The organism is Neorhizobium alkalisoli, from assembly GCF_007829835.1.
GTDB lineage: Bacteria > Pseudomonadota > Alphaproteobacteria > Rhizobiales > Rhizobiaceae > Neorhizobium.
In genome coordinates this window covers 499,340-517,298 of record NZ_VIWP01000004.1, presented here as the reverse complement: position 1 = coordinate 517,298, position 17,959 = coordinate 499,340, and the positions used below count along the sequence as shown (strand labels likewise).

At 58.4% G+C, this 17,959-nt stretch carries 26 protein-coding genes and 1 pseudogene; 10 read left to right on the top strand and 17 right to left on the bottom strand.

The window, feature by feature from the left end:
• The 16 genes and pseudogenes from FHW37_RS18310 to FHW37_RS18240 form a co-directional block, all read right to left on the bottom strand.
• The gene (locus tag FHW37_RS18310; protein WP_145638940.1) at positions 1-297 is read right to left on the bottom strand and encodes a head-tail connector protein; all 297 of its coding nucleotides are present in this window, start codon (positions 295-297) and stop codon (positions 1-3) included.
• 3 nt (positions 298-300) lie between these two features.
• Complete coding sequence (locus FHW37_RS34120) at positions 301-633, bottom strand: hypothetical protein (RefSeq protein WP_246690815.1); 333 nt, start codon at positions 631-633, stop codon at positions 301-303.
• A gap of 65 nt (positions 634-698) precedes the next feature.
• Positions 699-1,943: a phage major capsid protein gene (locus tag FHW37_RS18300; protein ID WP_145638938.1), complete on the bottom strand. Its 1,245-nt coding sequence runs from the start codon at positions 1,941-1,943 to the stop codon at positions 699-701.
• A 10-nt stretch (positions 1,944-1,953) separates the two neighbouring features.
• On the bottom strand, positions 1,954-2,904 hold the full coding sequence (locus FHW37_RS18295; RefSeq protein WP_246690814.1) for a head maturation protease, ClpP-related: 951 nt from the start codon (positions 2,902-2,904) through the stop codon (positions 1,954-1,956).
• A gap of 31 nt (positions 2,905-2,935) precedes the next feature.
• On the bottom strand, positions 2,936-4,198 hold the full coding sequence (locus FHW37_RS18290; protein WP_145638936.1) for a phage portal protein: 1,263 nt from the start codon (positions 4,196-4,198) through the stop codon (positions 2,936-2,938).
• Between the two features lie 4 nt (positions 4,199-4,202).
• A complete protein-coding gene (locus tag FHW37_RS18285; protein ID WP_145638935.1) occupies positions 4,203-5,960 on the bottom strand; it encodes a terminase large subunit in 1,758 nt (585 codons plus the stop codon).
• On the bottom strand, positions 5,960-6,439 hold the full coding sequence (locus FHW37_RS18280) for a hypothetical protein (RefSeq protein WP_145638933.1): 480 nt from the start codon (positions 6,437-6,439) through the stop codon (positions 5,960-5,962). Before FHW37_RS18280 ends, FHW37_RS18285 begins: the two co-directional genes overlap by 1 nt.
• Before the next feature lie 123 nt (positions 6,440-6,562).
• Positions 6,563-6,886: an HNH endonuclease gene (locus FHW37_RS18275; protein WP_246690813.1), complete on the bottom strand. Its 324-nt coding sequence runs from the start codon at positions 6,884-6,886 to the stop codon at positions 6,563-6,565.
• 256 nt (positions 6,887-7,142) lie between these two features.
• Positions 7,143-7,820: a transcription termination/antitermination protein NusG gene (nusG, locus tag FHW37_RS18270; RefSeq protein ID WP_186458306.1), complete on the bottom strand. Its 678-nt coding sequence runs from the start codon at positions 7,818-7,820 to the stop codon at positions 7,143-7,145.
• Positions 7,804-8,535: a hypothetical protein gene (locus tag FHW37_RS33625; RefSeq protein WP_186458305.1), complete on the bottom strand. Its 732-nt coding sequence runs from the start codon at positions 8,533-8,535 to the stop codon at positions 7,804-7,806. The genes nusG and FHW37_RS33625 overlap by 17 nt, the downstream gene beginning before the upstream one ends.
• Positions 8,536-9,359: 824 nt before the next feature.
• A pseudogene (locus FHW37_RS18265) lies at positions 9,360-9,809 on the bottom strand (helix-turn-helix domain-containing protein); the annotation flags it as partial.
• 4 nt (positions 9,810-9,813) lie between these two features.
• Positions 9,814-10,107 carry a hypothetical protein gene (locus FHW37_RS18260; RefSeq protein ID WP_145638927.1) on the bottom strand — a complete coding sequence of 98 codons (294 nt, stop codon included), beginning with the start codon at positions 10,105-10,107 and terminating at the stop codon, positions 9,814-9,816.
• Entirely contained in the window at positions 10,104-11,582 is a 1,479-nt protein-coding gene (locus FHW37_RS18255; protein ID WP_145638925.1) for a Spo0J and IME4 domain-containing protein, read from the bottom strand. The genes FHW37_RS18260 and FHW37_RS18255 overlap by 4 nt, the downstream gene beginning before the upstream one ends.
• The gene (locus tag FHW37_RS18250; protein ID WP_145638923.1) at positions 11,579-11,770 is read right to left on the bottom strand and encodes a DUF6525 family protein; all 192 of its coding nucleotides are present in this window, start codon (positions 11,768-11,770) and stop codon (positions 11,579-11,581) included. The genes FHW37_RS18255 and FHW37_RS18250 overlap by 4 nt, the downstream gene beginning before the upstream one ends.
• Positions 11,767-11,973, bottom strand: a complete 207-nt coding sequence (locus FHW37_RS18245; protein ID WP_145638921.1) for a hypothetical protein — start codon at positions 11,971-11,973, stop codon at positions 11,767-11,769. The genes FHW37_RS18250 and FHW37_RS18245 overlap by 4 nt, the downstream gene beginning before the upstream one ends.
• Positions 11,973-12,452: a phage regulatory CII family protein gene (locus FHW37_RS18240; RefSeq protein WP_246690812.1), complete on the bottom strand. Its 480-nt coding sequence runs from the start codon at positions 12,450-12,452 to the stop codon at positions 11,973-11,975. The genes FHW37_RS18245 and FHW37_RS18240 overlap by 1 nt, the downstream gene beginning before the upstream one ends.
• 340 nt (positions 12,453-12,792) lie before the next feature.
• Here FHW37_RS18240 and FHW37_RS18235 point away from each other — a divergent pair, with 340 nt between their 5' ends.
• Positions 12,793-13,062 (top strand): hypothetical protein, encoded by a 270-nt coding sequence (locus FHW37_RS18235; protein WP_145638919.1) that lies wholly within the window; start codon positions 12,793-12,795, stop codon positions 13,060-13,062.
• Positions 13,063-13,250: 188 nt separating this feature from the next.
• Here FHW37_RS18235 and FHW37_RS18230 read toward each other — a convergent pair whose 3' ends face one another.
• Complete coding sequence (locus tag FHW37_RS18230; RefSeq protein ID WP_145638918.1) at positions 13,251-13,505, bottom strand: hypothetical protein; 255 nt, start codon at positions 13,503-13,505, stop codon at positions 13,251-13,253.
• Here FHW37_RS18230 and FHW37_RS18225 point away from each other — a divergent pair.
• The 9 genes from FHW37_RS18225 to FHW37_RS33615 all read left to right on the top strand — a co-directional run.
• Positions 13,504-14,247, top strand: a complete 744-nt coding sequence (locus tag FHW37_RS18225) for a LexA family transcriptional regulator (protein WP_246690811.1) — start codon at positions 13,504-13,506, stop codon at positions 14,245-14,247. The two genes, FHW37_RS18230 and FHW37_RS18225, sit on opposite strands and share 2 nt — an antisense overlap.
• A 255-nt stretch (positions 14,248-14,502) precedes the next feature.
• Entirely contained in the window at positions 14,503-14,739 is a 237-nt protein-coding gene (locus FHW37_RS18220) for a hypothetical protein (RefSeq protein ID WP_145638917.1), read from the top strand.
• 75 nt (positions 14,740-14,814) lie between these two features.
• Complete coding sequence (locus FHW37_RS34500) at positions 14,815-14,946, top strand: hypothetical protein (RefSeq protein WP_281407261.1); 132 nt, start codon at positions 14,815-14,817, stop codon at positions 14,944-14,946.
• Positions 14,946-15,182, top strand: coding sequence for a hypothetical protein (locus FHW37_RS33620; RefSeq protein WP_186458304.1), 237 nt, complete (start codon positions 14,946-14,948; stop codon positions 15,180-15,182). Before FHW37_RS34500 ends, FHW37_RS33620 begins: the two co-directional genes overlap by 1 nt.
• Complete coding sequence (gene dnaN / locus FHW37_RS18215) at positions 15,142-16,323, top strand: DNA polymerase III subunit beta (RefSeq protein WP_186458303.1); 1,182 nt, start codon at positions 15,142-15,144, stop codon at positions 16,321-16,323. Before FHW37_RS33620 ends, dnaN begins: the two co-directional genes overlap by 41 nt.
• Positions 16,320-16,568, top strand: a complete 249-nt coding sequence (locus FHW37_RS18210) for a hypothetical protein (RefSeq protein WP_145638913.1) — start codon at positions 16,320-16,322, stop codon at positions 16,566-16,568. Before dnaN ends, FHW37_RS18210 begins: the two co-directional genes overlap by 4 nt.
• A 232-nt stretch (positions 16,569-16,800) precedes the next feature.
• Positions 16,801-17,268 carry a hypothetical protein gene (locus FHW37_RS33950; protein WP_210249302.1) on the top strand — a complete coding sequence of 156 codons (468 nt, stop codon included), beginning with the start codon at positions 16,801-16,803 and terminating at the stop codon, positions 17,266-17,268.
• Positions 17,269-17,271: 3 nt separating this feature from the next.
• Positions 17,272-17,712: a hypothetical protein gene (locus tag FHW37_RS18200; RefSeq protein WP_145638911.1), complete on the top strand. Its 441-nt coding sequence runs from the start codon at positions 17,272-17,274 to the stop codon at positions 17,710-17,712.
• The coding region (locus tag FHW37_RS33615; RefSeq protein WP_210249301.1) for a hypothetical protein at positions 17,709-17,959 on the top strand (251 nt) is incomplete at its 3' end. The genes FHW37_RS18200 and FHW37_RS33615, both read left to right, overlap by 4 nt.

The following is a 17,959-nucleotide window of genomic DNA, read 5'->3' as shown; positions in this document are numbered from 1 at the left end:
TCACACCCGCAGCCAGCGATAAGGATTGATGAGCAGTTGCGCCGCCTTCGGCAGACCTTCGCCGCCACTGCGGTTTTCATAGAGGTCGCTGACAACCATCAGAGCTGCGACCTTGAAGACACTTTCGGCGCCGAGCGGCACGAGCGCAATATTGCAGTACTGAAGGACCGATTTTTCAGCGGCGTCCATATAGGCCTGGATCGTGACGTCGTCATCGCTCGAGTCGACGTGCAGATGAGATTTTACCTCATCCAGCGTGTAAAGCGGGCCGACTTCGGTGATGACGACGTCGCTCATCGCTCAGTCCTTTTTCATGCCGAGGCTGCGTTCAACAGCCTCCTGGCCGCTCATCGTCGGATCATTGAAATCGATCCGGTTCTGATCCGCGGTGGTGTTGCGGCGAGGGTCGGCGTCGACGGCCGGATGCGAAAGATCAACATCCGGCACGATCTGCTGAACGGCACCAGACGTATCGATCTCCGTCGCTGGAGCGATATCCGCCATCTGACTGCCGGTATCGGCAGTAATTGCGCCAGTATCGCCCGACAGATTTGCACTTTCCGAACCGTCGCTCTGCTCGGACTTTGCCTTGGCAGCGACCGCGGCAGTAGATTTCGTTTTCGAAACGGCCATTGCGGCCTCCTATGATAGTTTAACGGGAAGCAAGGGGCGCGGACGCCCGTTGCAGGGTCAGAAAATCAGGCAGAGATCTTCAGCGCGCGCATCGGCTCCGGGTTGTAGACGCCACCGCCGACACGCTTCGTTACGTAGAAAAGCACATAGGGCTTGGACGAGTACGGGTCGCGCAGGACGCGCGTACCGATGCGGTCGACGACGATGTAGGTTGCATCCATATCCCCGTAGAGCGCCGCGATGTTTCCGGCGGCCACGGTCGGCATGTCGGGGACTTCGACGATCGCGGTTCCCAGCAAAGTGGACGGCTGACCTTCGACCAGGCTCGGCTGCCAGAGATAGTTGCCGCCGGCATCCTTCAGCTTGCGGAAGCTCGCAATGGAAAGCCGGTTCATGTAGAACTTGGCATTGCCGGCAAGCTCGCCCGGCAGGTCGTAAACCATGTCGATCAGGCCGTCATAGGTCACGGTTGCCGCAGCGCCGGAATTCTTGACGCCGATGGCGCCCCACGGGTGCTTGGCAGCATTGGCTGCACCCGTGACGTAGGTCAGGATGCCGAACGGCTTGTTCACTCCGTCGCCGCCAACAAAGGCGATACCTTCCTGGCGAGCAAACTCGGTATCGACCTCGTCAGTGATCCAGACCTCAAGATCGACAGCAGCGTCGTCGAGCATCTGCTGCGTGGCGGCCGGCATGGCATAAAGTTCGCCGGGCGTGAAATCGAGCGGCGCGAAGGCCGGCGTGCTGGTCTGCGGGCGGGACGCCGTTTCGCCCACCCAACCGGAACCGAAAGCGCGGTCGGTATACATCTTCTTGAAGCCGGCCGTCGAAATACTGATCACGCGGGCATTGCTGCGGATGGGCGAGATGCGCTTCAGCTTCCCGGTCAGAGTGCGGTCCCATTCGATCGGGGCAATATAGCCGCCATCGGCGTCGGTACCCTTCTGCATCGCCGCCGAAACATCGCCGCGGCGCATGTGGGCCTTGAAGGCGTTCAGGTATTCCGGATCTTCGGGAAGGTCGCCGACCACGCCATTGGCTGCAGCAACCTTGGCGTTGAGATCATCGACAGCCTTCTGGAAGTTCTTTTCCATCGCATCAATGGAGGCGTTGATGCGATCGACCTTCTCGGCGACAACCACATCGGCCTTGCCCTTCAGGTTTTCGTCATTGGCCTTCTTAAACTCCTCGAAAGCCGCCTGGATCTGCGCCAGCATGGCTTTCGGGTCGGATACGTCGGCGCGCGGCATGGTCATAACGGCGCGCGGACGCGCGAGCGCGAAAGCGCCCTTGGCGAACTGTACGGTCATAAGGATCTCCCTAATTAGACCTGATTGAGGAAAGAAGTCCGGACAGCCCGGACCAGTCGTCTGCGCCAGCGCCCGGCGTGGCTTCAAGAGCAGCGCCCGGCGTGCCCTTGATCTTGTTCAGGCGAGCGCGCGCATCGGTACGCGACATGCCCGCCGAGACGAGGGAAAGTTCCATCGCCCGAATATCGTTGAGGTCTCTATCCAGAGCCTTCGCATTCTCATCAACCGTGACCGTATCGGCCGGCAGCAGGGCATCCGCGAACCCGCGATCGATAGCCTGGGAGCCGGACATGAAGGTCTCGGCATCCATCCACTTCGCGATCAGCTTTGCGTCCTGCTTGCTGCGCGCGGCATAGACATCGACCATCGCGTTATCGAAAGGCTCAAGCCATTCGGCAGTTTCCCGCATATCGTGGCGGTTCCCCATCGCCATAACCCAGCAATTGTGGATCATGATGAAGGAGGCCGCGCCGATCTCGATCGTGTCGCCCGCCATGGCAATGATGGATGCGGCCGAGGCCGCCATGCCCATGACCTTGACCGTAATCGGCTGAGGGTGTTCGCGAAGCACGTTATAGACAGCGATGCCTTCGAACATGTCCCCGCCGGGGCTGTTTATCTGCACCACGATAGGCTTGGGACCAATCGCGCGCAGCTGCGCCGAAACCTTCTTGGCGGTAATGCCGCCCCCCGTCCAGAAATCCTCTCCGACGACATCAAACATAGTAATGACGTTATCGCCGGTCTCCAGTGCTCGCACGCCAGCGGCATCATCCAGCCACCGGTCGAATACTGCCGGCTTGGTAAAAGCAGACACATCCCGATTTGCTGGAAGAGGAAGCGCGTTCGGGCGCGACATGCCTTGCGGCCTGCCGATTGCACCACGCGGCGGCCTCAAAACTGAAGAGCCAAGCACGACGGCAGATGGCTTCGGCTTGTCGCCGGCAGGCTTGTTGTTCATCATCACGTCCTCGATAGAATTCGGCTTTGGTTCAGGACGCTGGATCGTCCAGTGTCGGCCCGCCGTTATGGCCCATCATCTGGTTCGGCGGCGCATCACGCTTGGGAAGGTCCATGGTGGCACGGGCCTCGTCGTACCAGATCCACGGCTGATGCCCGCCAGATCCCAGAGCCTTCGACAGATAGTCGGCCTGGTCTTTCAGAGATCCACGCAGAAGGGCACCAGGATTGAACTTGGCTTCATAGGTTTCCATTTCGTCATCGGTAAGCAGACTGCGCTCTACCGCCTGCTGCCATGCCTCGAACCATGGGTTCAGGGCATAGGCGACGAAGAATTGTCCCAGCGCTTCGATGCCAGAGCCCCAGCTGGTCTCGTCAACCATGAGAAGCGGACGAGGCACGCCAGAAATTCTGGCGATCTCTTCAACCTGAAGCTTGCGGATTGCGGAAAGCTCCGAATCCCGGGCCGATTGGCTATAGGCCTTCCACTCCATTCCTTCTTCAAGAATGAGGTTCTTGCCGGCATTATCGGAGCCTTCCTTCTCCGAAAGGCTCGCCTTCAATCTCTCATAGGCTTCGTCAGAGAGCTTCCCCTTGTGGGAGAGAGCGCCACCGACCATCGTGCCATTACGGTAGAGCCGGCCAGCTGCCAATTCCGCGCTAAGCGCAAGGCCAATTGATTCCTTGGCCTGCTTCACCAGCGAAAAGCCGCTGATGCCGTCGAGCGACATTCCGCGGAGATGGAAGATATCGGCGGCCTTGAAACGCTGGGTCCGGCCGTCACGGCTGTAAACGTATTCCAGCTCCGCGCTGTCATTGAGCTTGACTGTCATCCCGCGCGGATCGAGCGGGAGAAGAGAGAGGACCTTCGCGCTCCCCGTCCGAACACTGGTCGATCGAACGATGCGGGCGTACGCATTGCCGTACACAAGCGCCCGAAGCTGCATCATGGCGCGAAAATCGAATGCACTCTGGTAGCCGTTCGGACGGCGATGCAGGACCTTGAACAGCGGGTGGTCGGTCGCTTTCTCGGTGGTTTCCTTCTCAAGCAGGTGCAGCGGCAGCATGCCGATGCTGTTCGAAATCAGGCTGACCGCGCGAAACATCGACGGATTACGCAGAGCCGTTTCCGGGTTCACCGTGAAGCCGCTGGCAGTCATCATCCCATCGCGCAGCAATTCTATGGCGCGGGGATCGTCGAGGTAAAAGACATCTCCCGACGATACGTTGACGACATCAGCCCGAGGCTTCGGCTGCGAAGCGGCACGGAAACCAAAGCGCTCAAGGATGCTCATCTTTTCAAATCATCCTTATGCCGCGAGTTTCGTAGACCGATCGGCCAGGTGCAGTCGGGTTCCGAGCCATCAAAGTGACGGAATTGAAGAACGCCATGGCGGGGTCGATTTTCGCGTCGCCAGCGGTCTGTTTGGTTGCGCGAATGGCGGTTGCAGTTGGCTCAATCTTTAAATTGGAGATGCACCAAGGCATCAAAATGCCACCACAGTGCTTTATCAGGCCACTTGCCACACGACGCTCCGCACTCTTCAGCGCGTTCATCATTCCGTAACCTTGGGGGGCCGCAACTAACAGGCCAGCATCCTGACTGACCTCTATGTCTTCAAGAGCGTCAATGAATTCACCCAAGCCGGCCGCGTCTGCAGCGACGCCGCCAAGCAAACCGCGATCCTTGATCCTCTGGATGATTTCGATGATCGAACCGACATCCTCCAAGGCATCATCGACGATTGTCAGCTCACCAGCCTTAGAGAAATCAGAGAGCATCGGCGCGATCTTCTTCCGACGATCCAGTACGCCGCGATGACACCAGGCATGCGACCATGAAAGCCACCGCTTCATGTATCGGGTGGACCATACCCCATCGATCTTGACCCTGATCGGTATCTCCGCCGGTTCCCGACCCAATACGTTCAGTCCCGCCAAGTCATCAAGGCCGCCACCGTCGAAACCAACAACAGCTACCTCGCTGCGATCCAGCAACCGCTCCAACGCTTCGAAATGACCGAGTGCGGACAATTCTTCATCGCCCGCCTTTTCCCAGTAGTTTGCACCAGGCCAACGGTTCTTACGAAGCCGCATGCCAATCTCGATGTTAAGGTGCTTGGCAAGGAAACTCTGAAGGGTATCGCCTTCCTCGTCTTCCCCGCTTTTGACCCTCAGCAACTTGCGCTCAAGCCACTCCTTACTTACCGACCGACCCATGTTCGGGTTGGTGACATAGAAGTTCGCAGGGTCAAGATAGGCCTCACTGTCGATCATCGAGTCAGGAAACTCGTAGAGGACAGGGAGACTTCTGGGGTCGCTGATCTTGCCGTCTCGGACGTCTCGGAAATATTCGAGCCGTTCTTTGAATACACCAGCCGGAACCTCATCTGACTGGGTCGAAATGTAAATAACGAAGCCCTCTGGGCGGGAAATAAGGCCGCCTGTCGCTTCCTGCAGCATTGCGCCTGAGCCTGGACGCTTTCCGAAAAGCCATAGCTCCTCGACCAATACGAAAGCAGCCTTTTTGCCGCCAACCGTACTGGCATCTGCAGAAACAACCTTCAGAACAGCATTCGTCGTCAGGTGAGTGATCTGCCGAAGGTTATCTTGGACATGCAGAAGGTGAACAAGCTCAGGATCGGCCCGCACCATGTCGGCGGCAGGCTTGAAAGAGTTCCCCGCAATCTCCAGCGTTGGCGCAACGATCAAAAGCTCGGCAGAGTGGCGCCAGTTTCGGATCAGTGCCGTCAGCATGATGCCAGCTGCGAGCGTCGATTTGATATTCTTCTTCGAGATAAGCAGGAAGAATTCTTCAATCAGTCGCTTTGCGTTCCGGTGGTCGTAAGCCCCAAAGACAGCACGGACGAAATCGAAGACATAGGCCTCGCAAGCTTCGCCGAAAGTTGGCTGGCCCGCCACATCGACGATACGAAGAGACTTGAACACCGCAAGCGCGGCCTCGGCCTCGTCTGGGAAAAGCGGCTCAAATGGAACGAGGGATTTGCGCTCGACAATCCTCTGTTCCCAGTCCGGGCAGGCGGTAGACCACTCCATCAGCCGTTATCGACGATAAGTTTGGGAGGCGTCGGAGGCGCAAACTTGCCTCCAATGTTCTGTGCCGTAATCTGCCGCTGCTCCTTTTTGCCAAGCTTCGGAGCTTTCTCGGCCTTCGTCGACCCGCGATGGTCAACCCGCTTTTGCGCGCTCTCAGCCCGAACCTTGTCGAGCGTATTGAGTGCCGCATTCAGCGCCGCGGCGTTCCCACTAAGCCCCTGCTGAATTTGGGTCACACGAAGCTTGGTCCGAAGGCGATCGAGCATCAGGTCACGCTGCTTGAGCAAGTGCAAATAATGTTTTCGAAAAGTCGGGACAGACAGACCAAGCGTTGCGGCAACCTCTTTATTGGACTGTCCTGACGCGAGTAACACCATGACAAATATGATGTTTTCTTCTGATGGCTTATGCTCTGGCCGACCAAGCTTAGGGTCCGAGGTCAGCAGAGGGTTGCCAAAGAGGTCTAAATCTTGGTCCATCAGAAAAAAAATATCATGGTGAGAGGGGCGCGGGTCTAGGGGTGGAGGGTCTTCCAGACTTTCGACCCGCCCCCCCCTTGAGGCTCTAGGGGTCCGGTTGGGCCTCTGCGGGCATGTCGACGGTCACCGTCGAGCCTGCGACCGCTCTTCCTTCTGCTTCAGCCGGTCATGACATGGCTTGCACAGGCACTGCAGGTTCTGATCATCCCAGAACAACCGCTCATCACCATGATGCGGCGTCTTGTGGTCGGCGACGAGCTGCGAGGTGTCCGCCTCGATGCGTCCGCATCCAACCATCTGGCAGGTGAACATGTCCCTGACCAACACAGACATGCGCAGCTTCTGCCATCGTGCCGTCTTGTACCACTTACGGTGCTCAAGGTTGGCGTCGCGCTCACGATGGCGGGACTTTTCATCACCAGCCACACGACCAAGACGTGATGGCATCGTATTCAGTCTGGGGGGCAAGGACTTGAGACGAGGCATATCCTTAGAACACAAAAGGCGACCTCTCGGCCGCCTGTCGTCGTCATCTCATAGCAGTAGCACTGACCCTGAATCGGTGCCTCACATGTGGAGGCTTAGGGCTGGGTCCTACCGGCGTACCCACCTGGAAGCTTTCGCTTCACTCGCTCTCGGTCAAAGCCGATCACTCAAAGGCTCGCAATCAGGATCATAGGATCATCCGTAGGCTGATTTTTACTCATACTTTTTCGATCTGCGCAACATCTAATTCGACAGGCGTTGCACGGCCGAAGATCATCACCTCCACCCTGATGCGACAGCTCTCACCGTCAAAGTCCGTCACTGTTCCGGGGAAACTCGCAAAGGGTCCATCTATCACTCTAACAGGTTGTCCAACAGGGTAGTCAGCAGGAGCCGGTGGCCTATGATCGTACTCGCCGGCCACAGCTTTCTCAATGAACTTACTTACGAATTTGTCCGGCACTCGATACGGTTTTTCGGCAGTTCCTATCACATCCAAAACCCTCTCAAACCGCCTCAATCCAGCCATGGCACCAGGCGCTGGAACGCACCTGACCAGCACATAACCGGGCAGCACCGGCAACGTCGGAGCGGGAATGATCCGGTGCCTTTTCATGATTTTGTCGCCCTTGCGCGTCGGAACCAACGCCTGAACTTTCGCATCAATCAACGCGCTTTCCACAAGGAACTCACGTCCAGCTGTAGTCCTTAAGCAGAACCAGGCGGCCAGATGAGGGTATTCGTCAGCGATTCGCCTACTGGCAAGTCCGAGCTGATTGATTCGGATGGCCTGCGCCCGTTGCGCATTCTCGACCTTGAGCAGTGCGTAGTCGCGGATCTCGACCTCACCATTCGCGAAGTTGAAGAAGCTGCCCCGCTTATGCTGCATCGTCATCGCTCCGCTCCATCGAAATTGCATCCATGAAATCGTATAAAGCCTGCTCTGGGTCGTTGCCGGCAGGGAAGAAGTACCTTTCCATGTTGTCGGGGAACCAAGGCCACGACCGTCTCTCAAAGAGCTCCATCCACCCGGAAAGGGCATGCGAGCCCGCATCAATCGTGGCAAACGTCTCCGATATTTTCAGAAGCCAATCGGGAACCAATATCCGGCTCTTTCCGGCCATGGCGTTCACAGCAGGCCAACCCCACCTCTTGCGATGATCACTCCGGATCTTCACCGACATCTTTCGCTCAGCGTCGGTCGCGTCCGGATGCTCTCCCGCCTCGCAGACCAACTGCAGCGCAGCTGGCATGGTAGGAAGATGTCCTATTGGCTGAACCAGCTCGTAGAGCCTCAGAGCATGTCCTGCCCTGCTGAAGCGGGTGTATGCCTCCGGCCGCTTCGGCTCAGCAGCTATGCCTATGTCAGTCAGCCGTTCCCATCTGCGCTCGCGCAGATAGACCGCAAAGGAACAGACGTTGTTCTTGCGCTCCTTGCAGTTTCGCACAAACAGCGGCGCCATTTGCAGTCCAGCCTGGCGCGCATCGTCGGGCAGCTCAAGCGCCGCCTTTTCAACCTTTGGGATGCTGTCGGACAGGAATGTTGGCCATTCCCGATGCACCTTGCGCACCTCGCGCAGAACGCTCTCCTTGGAAGCTTCAGGCGCCATTCTGCCCCTCCGTACGCTCGTGAGAGGTCATATGACGTGTGACGCCCCGAACTAGCGCCCTGACGCGCTCTATGCTCTCAGCACTTGGCGCAGGGCGCTTTCTGATATCCTGCAATTCCATCTTGGTCTGACGTATCTCCTGGCTACGGCGCAGGTCAGCCCTGATCAAAGCTTCTTCGGCTCTGACCATCTGGGCAAACTCGGGCGGCTTGGGAAGAAACCCGTGCTCACGCTCGTATTCCCCACGCAGGAGCTTTTTCGTTACCTTTTCGATCGACGAATAAGGCAGGCCACACAGGGAATACCCGTAGATCGCAGGGGCCCTCTCAGGCTCGATTGGCGACGGCATGGCAAGTCCTGCCGCCATAAGCGATCTCAGGAAGCCCGCGACATCTCGGTCAGTGGCGGGGGCGAGCTTTTCCCGTAGCGCCGAAATCTGAGCGTCCAAGTTCGATATCGTGATGTCTGTCGAAACTTCCGTACCCATCGTCGTCTCCAGTGATAACCTGATCGAGTGCGGCTTTCGCCGCGTCTTGCCTTCGCTGAAAGTCACTCTGCCTCGGCGGCGATCTTCCCCGAGCGCCACGGCTTTCGAGCCAGTCGGGCTCGAATCCCTGCCAACCATTGCCGATCATCACGTCGGCCGCCGAATTAGGGTTAGGCATCAGCGCAAATCGTCGTGCCAGCAATTGCGCCGCGTACGGGGTCAACGGTTTTCGGATTTTCTTCCGGTGCTCGATCACGGCATTGGCATGATCGGCGTCGAGGACCACCATCAGCTCATCCCGAGCTGATCGCATCGCGCCCGGGGGAGTATCAGGTTGCTGACAATCAGTATTTTCTAGATTTAAGTTATTACTAAGTGCCGATTTTACCGGCGACGGCGAAACCGGCGACGGTGTTGCCGTCGCCGGTAAATCAGTCTGCGGTAGAAATGCAACACTATTTCCGCTGTTGGTGGCTTCTACGCTTCTCGGCTCATCGAAAATCACCAGAACGGATGAGCCAAACTTGCCATCGTCCCGCTGTTGCTCTCGTTCTGCATATCCATGCTTGACAAGCTCAGCGATCATCTTGCGGGCCTTATCGCGCCCGCAATTGCCCTTTTTGGTAATATCACCGATGACAACCGTCCAGTTATCCGGCTTGGAAAGCAGGTAGCTCAGCAGCCAGCGCGCCTCCATGGAGAGGCGGTCATCCTCAAAAACGTGATTTGGGATTGCGGCATATCTGGCGTTTCGGACGCCGCGCCTGATGGTGGCTTCGGAGGTCACTGGATCAATCCCCCAACCCAACTGGCTCAAGGCCTTCGGCAACGCGCCAGAGGCGACCGTTGGCGGTCGAGAATGCCATGAAATGCATAAGCTGGCCGTCTTCGCGCCGCTCCGCCCGTATTACGGCAAGGATGCTCTCGATGTAGGCAAGGCCCTCACGAAAACCTGTGCATTGGAGCCACCGACGAATGAACCCTTCGTCCCGAGAGAGGTCGTCGAACGGGCAGCGAAGAAGCCAGCGCGCCATGTCCTGCGGCGTCTCACATTCGGAAATGTCGAAAGATCGAGGTGCGGTCATTCTGCGGCCTCCCGATCCTGAGCATCGCCGGCCTCGAAACCCCAGAAATGCCACTGGCCATTCAGGCGGATATCGCCCTGGGCAAGGCTTTCGCGCCGCTGGAAAAGCTCCAGCTTGCGCATCGTCGGATGCAGCCGCTCGATCTCTTCTGCGAACCAGACTGGCTTTCGGCTGTGCTGTGTCTTCTTTTCCGTGTAGAGGCTCGGCGGCTTTGCCGTATAAAGGTCGATACCCGGAAACTCACCGCGCTTGCAGATCAGCAGGTGCTCTGTGCGGTCGCGGACCTCGCGCCCCATGCCGATATCGACCTTGTCCCATGTAATCGCGGTCACATAGGCAAACCCCCACGCCTCAATGATGCGAATGGCATCGCGAAACCGGTTCGTCGTCGTCCAGAAATAAAGCTTGGCATCTCGGGTAAAAGGGCTTTTCTCCCCGGCGCACAGCCTCATGCCTTCGTCGACCGTCATGGACGGATACTTGAGACCCTTATCCTGCCCGGTCTCGTTGCTGTAAGCCTCCTGCTCCCAGGGGAAATCGCAATAACCGAGCGGGAAGGCTGCGCGGGGCATCTCACCAGCGGAAACCTTGCCTTGCTGGGCGATCAGGTTGATCATGTTCGTGCGACTGGCGCGGTTTATCGAAAGGCGCCTGTTGCGCAGCTCCTTGGCCCGCGCGGCAATCTGCCTTTCCTCGGCGCGAATGGCCTCGTCCTGCGCTTGCCGCTCCAGATACGAGATTTCCGCCCCTGCGCTGACCTTGATCCTGCCGCTGTCGATAGCCTGGATCAATGCAAGCGAGCCATGTTCGCGAATGCGTTTCGCCGAAACCACTGCCCGTTCCGAAATGGACAGCCGGCGCGCAGCCTCGCGGGTCGGCAAATTTGCCGACCCGGCGCTGGACTGGTTCATGCCGCGCTCCCAATCGACGATTTTGGCCGCGACCATGGCGCGTTGGCTTTCCGTCAGATGGCGCCGCCTCAGATTGAGAGACAAGACGAAGCCAAGCGGGTCATCACCGCGATACTCGCTGTATTTCGGCACGATCCCGGCGCGATGGCACGCTTCTTCGCGGTTTCGGCCGTCAACAATCTGGCCCTGAAAGATCCAGACCGGATTCTCCTGCCCGCGCGCTGCGATGTCATCTGAAAGCTCGTTCAGTTCCGCGTCGCTCAGCATGGGGAAGAGGTCTGCGAGCGCATGGTGCGGGAAGCGCTCGCCTGTTGGCGGCGCTATCGTATCCCGCTCCGGCACGGATTGCGGTTCGGCTGCAGATCCTGCGAAGCGCTCCCGGGCAGCGTCGGTCGGATAATATCGGCCGGAATCTCGTAGGTCCCGGCGAAACAGCCCGTACGAATCGAGCCTGCGGCAACGATTTCTGTCATTCTCATTTTTGCCCGCGTCGAAAACGCCGTCGCGAACTGCAATAGAAACCATTTCGGCCATGCGCTCGCTGAGTTTCTGGCTTGCGCTCATAGCGACGTCCTTTTCTGGATGGAGCGCAGGACGGCTGTCGCGCGGCGACCCTTCGCCAGGCGCTCCGCGATCTCGCGTGGATCAAAGGGAAAATCCGCCTGCGCGATGGCGCGGCGGATACGGTCTGGCAGGGCATCGAAACTGTGCATGATCTCGATGCGCGGCGCTGGCGCGAGAATGTTGATCATTCGCACCTCGCCAGCTTATCGAGATAGGCTTGCCCAACATCGGTGATGGAGAAATTGCCGATGCCTGGCGCGCGGCGGATGAAGCCGGCGCGCAGGCACGAGTCGGCCAACGTCAATTCGTCAGGTTCCGCATGCAGCGGCTCTCCGGCAAAGCTGACACGGCGAAGGAAAGTGCGGGTTGCGCCACCAAGCGGTTTCGACATCACTCGCACCCCTCGGACAGATTCGTCAGCAGCTCTTCCAGCTCGCGCTGCAGCTCGCGAACCTCGACGGTGATCCGCTTGCGGTCCGCGGCGTCGATCTTGCCGTCTGCGCGAGCGGTGCGAAGCGCGTGAATGACGTCCATGGCTTCCTTCATCAGGTCCATGGCGTCATCATCGGTAATCTTGCGCCTGCCAGCGGCCGGCTGGTCGACCAACTCCAGCCGGTAACCGAGTTGCCGCGCCATTTCCTCGACGATCAAAGGTTTTCCGGCGCGGCGATCCGCCTCGACGGCGATATCGACCGGTATCAGCTGTTCGAAGTTCTCCTCGCTGGTCGAGGCGTATTTCGAGAGCTGCGAGACGACGACGCGCGTCAGCTTCGCAAACGACGTCATGCCGCCGCCGAGCTTGAGGCAGGCGTCGGTAATGCCTTTCAGGCTGAGAATATCTTCTGCGAGAATGCTGCGAATGGCGCGCACGAAAGCACCCCTGAATTGCGTCAAGGAAAATCTGATCGGTGAAGGATTCGATGAAGGCCGTGCGAGCTTCGCTTAAAACGGCCTGATCAGATCACGGAGGCCCGCAGGGATATGCCGAATATGCAAAAAGAAGTGGAGCCGGGGTCCGCCGGCCTGATGAGGCCCCGGCTCCAGTTGCCGCGCATGCCGGGGAACATGGCATTGCGCGGGTTCGGGCGGCACAGCGGGAGGAGGAGCTGGCCACCCATGAGGATGGGAATGGCCTACCCGCCACGATTGACGAATAGGCCCGACGCTGCTTCCCTGCAGTTGTCCTACAAACAGAGAAAGGCAGTGCCAAATGAAATTCAACCTGACGGAAGACAACGGAACACTGGTGGGCTCGGTCCACATGCTCAACATGCTCGTCGGCGCGATTCTTGCGGCAATTCCGCAAGGCGAAGCGATCATTTCCAAGATGCAAAATGTGCCGGAAGGCTTGTCGACGGCGGAGGATGGTACCCCTATCAAAGGTGTGGAAGGCCAACGCCTCAGAGACATGACCGAGGGGGCGCGAGACACGTTGGATGGGATCTCGAACATAGTTCGCCAGATGAAGGGGCATCTATAAGACTCCCACTACGAACGATCGAAGAGATCCACTCGCATCAACGCGGGTGCAGATCGATATGGCAACTGCTGCGCTGGCTGACGATCCATCCGCCTGGCGCAGCTCATGCCGACACTCGCGGACAAAGCTTTCAAGCTTCCCGTCTTTGGCGAGGTGCACCTGAATGTCGACCGAGAGGACCGAGGAAGTCATTCTGCGGCCTCCGAGTTGGATTGCTGCGAAGGTCGCGGAAAACTGTGAGGCCAAATCGCATTGGCCGGCCAGCTTGCTGACATCCATTTTAGCGAGGCTTCAAGACGCTTTGCGCCGATATCCGCCCCACCGCGAAGCTGACTTATCCGCTTTCCATCATTGAACATGCGAGAGGAAAGCGTGGATTCCGAAACCCCCGCCGCCTCGCAATAAATCTCCACAATCAAGAGAAATGATGAAATGAGTGTCATGGATTACGTATCCGGTACATGTACCGATTTGTCAACGGTCTATGTACCTGATGCAGGCACGGCTTCCTATCGGTATATTTACCGAATGAACGAAAACACGACACAAGCTGTGCTAGATCAAATCCTTAGCCGCGTTCAGTCCCGCCTCGATAAGCTGGGGATCAAAGAGCACGCGGCCGAGATGAGTGCGCACGCAAAAGCTGGCACGATACGGAATTGGCGTAGAGGGGCGATGCCCCGCATCGAGACTTTGCAGACGATTGCTCCGGCGCTTGGTACGACACCGGAGTGGCTTGCATATGGTGCTGGGCCAGAAGATGCCACAAATTCCGCGATGGTAAGACCGTCTATAGTAATTCCCAAAATATCTTGGGTGAGCGCCGGTGAATTGACAGTTAATGATGCAGTGATGCCCACAGACGATTTCGACTTCGTCTCTGCAACTGGGCTGCCTGATGGTGAGTGGTATGCGTTCGATATTCCAGACGGCTACGATTCGATGGACAGAATATCTCCGCCCGGCTCAGTGATATTGGTGAACCGAAAGAACACAAAGCTATTGCCGAACGCCTGCTACATCATCATCGACCATGATGGCGGAGCCACCTACAAGCGATATCGCCAAAGTCCCGTGCGATTCGAGCCCGTATCAACAAATCCCTCACATGAGCCCCTGTTCCCAGATGAAGGGAACATGCCGAATATCTTCGGGCGCGTGATGCGGTCATATGTTGACATGTAATTCCAAATTTTCCCCGGCGCTGATTAGATCGAAGTCGGAATACTCGCTAGCAACATCTAATGCCCATCCGGTATCGCAACCGGATGGGCGTCTAGCAATATTCGGTATATGTACCGAATAACTATTGACCCGGTACATAAACCGAATTACCTTCTCTCCATCCGGCCCCGCTGAGCCGGACACCAACCGCCCGAGAAGGATCTGCGCAAGCCGCCAAACCTGCGCAGATCCAGGGGCGATCAACTGGAGAGAGACATGCGCGTTCAAAATCACAGTGCCTATCCGCAGTGCCGCAATCGCGACGAACAGGTTGCCTGCGTCGGCGAAGCCATGCGCCGCCTCGGTGAAGGCTGCACCCGCCAGGACCTGAAGAACTGCCTCGGCATCACCGATTCCCAGCTCGAAAGTGTCGTCGATGACGCGCGTGCCTATGCCGTCGAGGCAAGCACGACCCAGACGCGCGCCACGGTCCCGGCCCGCCGCGCTGCCTGATCCGCTTCGGTGCCCGCCTGCGTACCCCTCGGCGAAAGCCGCGCAGACGGCATCCGAAACGGATCGGAGGTTTTCATGCCCGGTATATTCATTTTCCCAATCGCGCCTGATCGCCCGGCAATCCTGCCGGATCTGGCGATCGTTGCCGCTACCGCTTTCACGTCGCTTTGCTGCGCCGTGTTCGCCCTGGTCGGAGCGATACTCTGATGGCGGGCGAAGCAAAGCTTGATCTCTTCGGTTTTCCGCTCGCGGAACCGCGCGAACTGCCCGGCGACGCCGATCAGGTTCGGGAGATCTATGATGCGATGGGCTCAGGTGAGCCGATGCGCGAGATAATGGAAATGTTCTACGCGCTTCATGGTCGCGAATATGGCCTCCGTCCGCCGGTCGCTGAGCTGCGACATGCGCGCCGCGTTGCCGGTGGAGGCATTGGCCGTGGCTGAGCAAGCGATTTTCCGCGTCCATAGAGCCGAGATCCTGCCAGCCCTTTCGGCTGTCTGCGAGGCGTCGGATCGAGGAGCAAAAATCCCGATCCTTTCGCATGTCCTCCTGAAACCGGCTGGAGATCAGTTGCGCCTGCGTGCAACTGATCTCGATGTCGAGATCGCCGCGACCTGCGACCTGCTGTCAGCCGAGAGCGATTTCGGCTTCGCCATTTCGGCCGCTGATCTGCTTGGTATCGTCAAGAGCCTGCCCGAGGCCGCCGAGATCGAGTTCCTGCATGGCCGTGCGGAAGGACAAATCATCCTGCGGACGCGGTCTTCGCGGTTCACGCTGCTGAGTCTGCTGGAGGCTGACTTCCCTTCCATTGTCAGCTTCCTGAAAGGGGACGCCTTCACGATTGATGTAGCGCCGCTGATGTCGGCGGTGGGCAAGGTCATGTTCGCGACGGACAAGGCGGACAGCGGCCGACCATACACGCTTGGCATCTATATCGCCCCCGAGCGCGGCGGCAGTCAGCTTCTTGTGGCTGCGACGAATATGCGCTCGCTGGGCGCCGTGCGGATTCGCACCCAGACCGAAGCGAGTTTCGAGCCGGTCCTGATACCGAGCAAGCTGGCGCAGACAATGCGAAAGATCTTCTCCGATGAGAAGGCGTCGGCCAGCCTGGTCATTTCCAACAACCTGATGTCGGTCACCTGTGGCGGCGTCTCCATTTTCTCGCGTCTGATCGACGGCGAGTTTCCGGTGAAGATCTTCGATACCGTGCCAAAGGCGGCCGAGTTCGACGTTATCGCCACCGTCGATAGCCTCAAGTCATGCGTTCGCCGCATTCTGCTTGTCGCTGGCGACCTGATGAAGGAAGGTATCCGCCTTACCCTCCGTCGCGGTTCGCTGCAGTTGGAGCTGGTGAACGGACATGGCGAATCCGCCGTGGAGCAGGTGCCAGTCGCCTTCGATCATGACGCTGATTTTGCCATCGGCCTGAACGCCAAGATGCTTGGCAGTTTGCTGGACAGCGTGTCGACGCAGGATGTTCGCATAGGCCTCACGAACGCGGGCAATACCGTGTTTCGCCCGACGACGGACGTCGACGACACTTTCGCCATTGCGCCCATGGCTGCGAGAGGAGTGGAGGCATGATGCGGACCAACGCCGGATTGCCAAACTACGCCGCGGAATGCGCGATGAAGTGCGCAGATCCGGCGTTCAAGCGCTTCCTCTGGGAGCATCACGGGTTCGACATTTCTGACCGGGAGCGCATTGCCTGTCAGATCCGCGAGTTTCTGGATGTCGAATCTCGGTCTGATCTGAACGCTGATCAGTTGGCGGCAGACCGCTGGCTCTCCATGCGGGCCAGCTTCGAAGCCTGGATGATCGTAGCATGAAGAACGACGATCATCCCTGCTTCTCGTGCCACCTGCCGGACTGCGATGACGAGAGTTACCGCTGCCCTCTGCGTCGTGCCACCCGCTTCTTCCAATCTGCAACGCGCCGGGGCGACCCAATCAGCGATGAACTCAGGCGCGCTCGCAACATCGCCTATGCCGAACTCTATAGGCCCGGTCAGTATGTTTCTCACGCTGACCGCAAGTCTCGCACCCTCTAGGAGGCTTCACAGTGAGCGACACCAAACCAGTCAGCAATCCGGCAGGCTTCCAGCTTGGAGCCAAGCATGATGACCGACACAGCCTCATCCATGATGTTCCGCTCGGCAAGACCTACAGGGTTCGCATGGACGTCTGGGGCGATGATCATCGTGAACGTGCAGATGCGATCGTCGCAGCTGTCAACGCAGCGACATACCCATCGCCCAAAGACCATTCGCTGCCGATCGGCGACAACCACCCTGACGCCCTAGCAGTCGATCGCTTCGCTGCTGCAATGAAAGCAAAGCTCGCGGCAAAGCGTGCTGAGGGCCGCAGCGGATGGGATGACAAAGACGATTGCTCTCAGCTTTTCCTGTCACAGCTGCTCCGCGAGCATGTCGAGAAGGGCGATCCTCTCGATGTCGGCAACTTCGCAATGATGCTCCACCAACGCGAGGAGCGGATCGCCTCTCTCCTCGAAACACTCCAGGGAGAATGATCCATGAGCCGCATTTATCTCGCATCGTCTTGGCGGAACCAGTACCAGCCAGACGCCGTCACCATGCTTCGCGCTGCTGGGCACGAAGTTTACGACTTCCGCAACCCGCCAAATGGCGTGAAAGGATTTGCGTGGTCGGAGATCGATCCGGATTGGAGCGGCTGGAAAGCGAGCCAGTATCGCGAGCTTCTGACCACGCATCCGATCGCTGCTCGTGGCTACATGAACGATTTCCGTGGCATGGAATGGGCGGACACATGTGTCCTGCTCCTGCCGTGCGGTAGATCTGCTCACCTTGAAGGCGGCTGGTTCGCCGGACGTGGCAAGCGCCTGATCATCTGGACGCGCGACGGTGAAGAGCCCGAGCTGATGGCGCTCATGGCCAACCACATCGTCACCAGCGCTGAAGAACTGCTCGATGCTCTGGGAAGGATCGCGGCATGACCGCCAAAACAATCGACGCCATCATGGAGCAGGCGCAGGTATTTGCCTCAACATATTCGTTGGTCGGCGGCGGCTTCGACGATGGCACGAAGATGGAGCAATCGGAAGAAGAGAAGGCAGAGCTTCGCCGGATGGTCGAAGCGCTGTCCGCCCCGCCCGAAACTCCTTTGCACGTGACCAACCCGGCCACAATCGCGCAGTTCGTCGGTACCCTTGCTGATCACGGCGTCAAACTGCCGCTCCTTCC

What these genes read in the sequence shown, in the direction of transcription:
- FHW37_RS18310 (WP_145638940.1), bottom strand. Translation starts at nt 297, where the DNA reads ATGAGCGACGTCGTCATCACCGAAGTCGGCCCGCTTTACACGCTGGAT.
- FHW37_RS34120 (WP_246690815.1), bottom strand. Translation starts at nt 633, where the DNA reads ATGGCCGTTTCGAAAACGAAATCTACTGCCGCGGTCGCTGCCAAGGCA.
- FHW37_RS18300 (WP_145638938.1), bottom strand. Translation starts at nt 1,943, where the DNA reads ATGACCGTACAGTTCGCCAAGGGCGCTTTCGCGCTCGCGCGTCCGCGC.
- FHW37_RS18295 (WP_246690814.1), bottom strand. Translation starts at nt 2,904, where the DNA reads ATGAACAACAAGCCTGCCGGCGACAAGCCGAAGCCATCTGCCGTCGTG.
- FHW37_RS18290 (WP_145638936.1), bottom strand. Translation starts at nt 4,198, where the DNA reads ATGAGCATCCTTGAGCGCTTTGGTTTCCGTGCCGCTTCGCAGCCGAAG.
- FHW37_RS18285 (WP_145638935.1), bottom strand. Translation starts at nt 5,960, where the DNA reads ATGGAGTGGTCTACCGCCTGCCCGGACTGGGAACAGAGGATTGTCGAG.
- FHW37_RS18280 (WP_145638933.1), bottom strand. Translation starts at nt 6,439, where the DNA reads ATGGACCAAGATTTAGACCTCTTTGGCAACCCTCTGCTGACCTCGGAC.
- FHW37_RS18275 (WP_246690813.1), bottom strand. Translation starts at nt 6,886, where the DNA reads ATGCCATCACGTCTTGGTCGTGTGGCTGGTGATGAAAAGTCCCGCCAT.
- nusG (WP_186458306.1), bottom strand. Translation starts at nt 7,820, where the DNA reads ATGACGATGCAGCATAAGCGGGGCAGCTTCTTCAACTTCGCGAATGGT.
- FHW37_RS33625 (WP_186458305.1), bottom strand. Translation starts at nt 8,535, where the DNA reads ATGGCGCCTGAAGCTTCCAAGGAGAGCGTTCTGCGCGAGGTGCGCAAG.
- FHW37_RS18260 (WP_145638927.1), bottom strand. Translation starts at nt 10,107, where the DNA reads ATGACCGCACCTCGATCTTTCGACATTTCCGAATGTGAGACGCCGCAG.
- FHW37_RS18255 (WP_145638925.1), bottom strand. Translation starts at nt 11,582, where the DNA reads ATGAGCGCAAGCCAGAAACTCAGCGAGCGCATGGCCGAAATGGTTTCT.
- FHW37_RS18250 (WP_145638923.1), bottom strand. Translation starts at nt 11,770, where the DNA reads ATGATCAACATTCTCGCGCCAGCGCCGCGCATCGAGATCATGCACAGT.
- FHW37_RS18245 (WP_145638921.1), bottom strand. Translation starts at nt 11,973, where the DNA reads ATGTCGAAACCGCTTGGTGGCGCAACCCGCACTTTCCTTCGCCGTGTC.
- FHW37_RS18235 (WP_145638919.1), top strand. Translation starts at nt 12,793, where the DNA reads ATGAAATTCAACCTGACGGAAGACAACGGAACACTGGTGGGCTCGGTC.
- FHW37_RS18225 (WP_246690811.1), top strand. Translation starts at nt 13,504, where the DNA reads ATGGATTACGTATCCGGTACATGTACCGATTTGTCAACGGTCTATGTA.
- FHW37_RS18230 (WP_145638918.1), bottom strand. Translation starts at nt 13,505, where the DNA reads ATGACACTCATTTCATCATTTCTCTTGATTGTGGAGATTTATTGCGAG.
- FHW37_RS18220 (WP_145638917.1), top strand. Translation starts at nt 14,503, where the DNA reads ATGCGCGTTCAAAATCACAGTGCCTATCCGCAGTGCCGCAATCGCGAC.
- FHW37_RS34500 (WP_281407261.1), top strand. Translation starts at nt 14,815, where the DNA reads ATGCCCGGTATATTCATTTTCCCAATCGCGCCTGATCGCCCGGCAATC.
- FHW37_RS33620 (WP_186458304.1), top strand. Translation starts at nt 14,946, where the DNA reads ATGGCGGGCGAAGCAAAGCTTGATCTCTTCGGTTTTCCGCTCGCGGAA.
- dnaN (WP_186458303.1), top strand. Translation starts at nt 15,142, where the DNA reads ATGCGCGCCGCGTTGCCGGTGGAGGCATTGGCCGTGGCTGAGCAAGCG.
- FHW37_RS18210 (WP_145638913.1), top strand. Translation starts at nt 16,320, where the DNA reads ATGATGCGGACCAACGCCGGATTGCCAAACTACGCCGCGGAATGCGCG.
- FHW37_RS18200 (WP_145638911.1), top strand. Translation starts at nt 17,272, where the DNA reads ATGAGCCGCATTTATCTCGCATCGTCTTGGCGGAACCAGTACCAGCCA.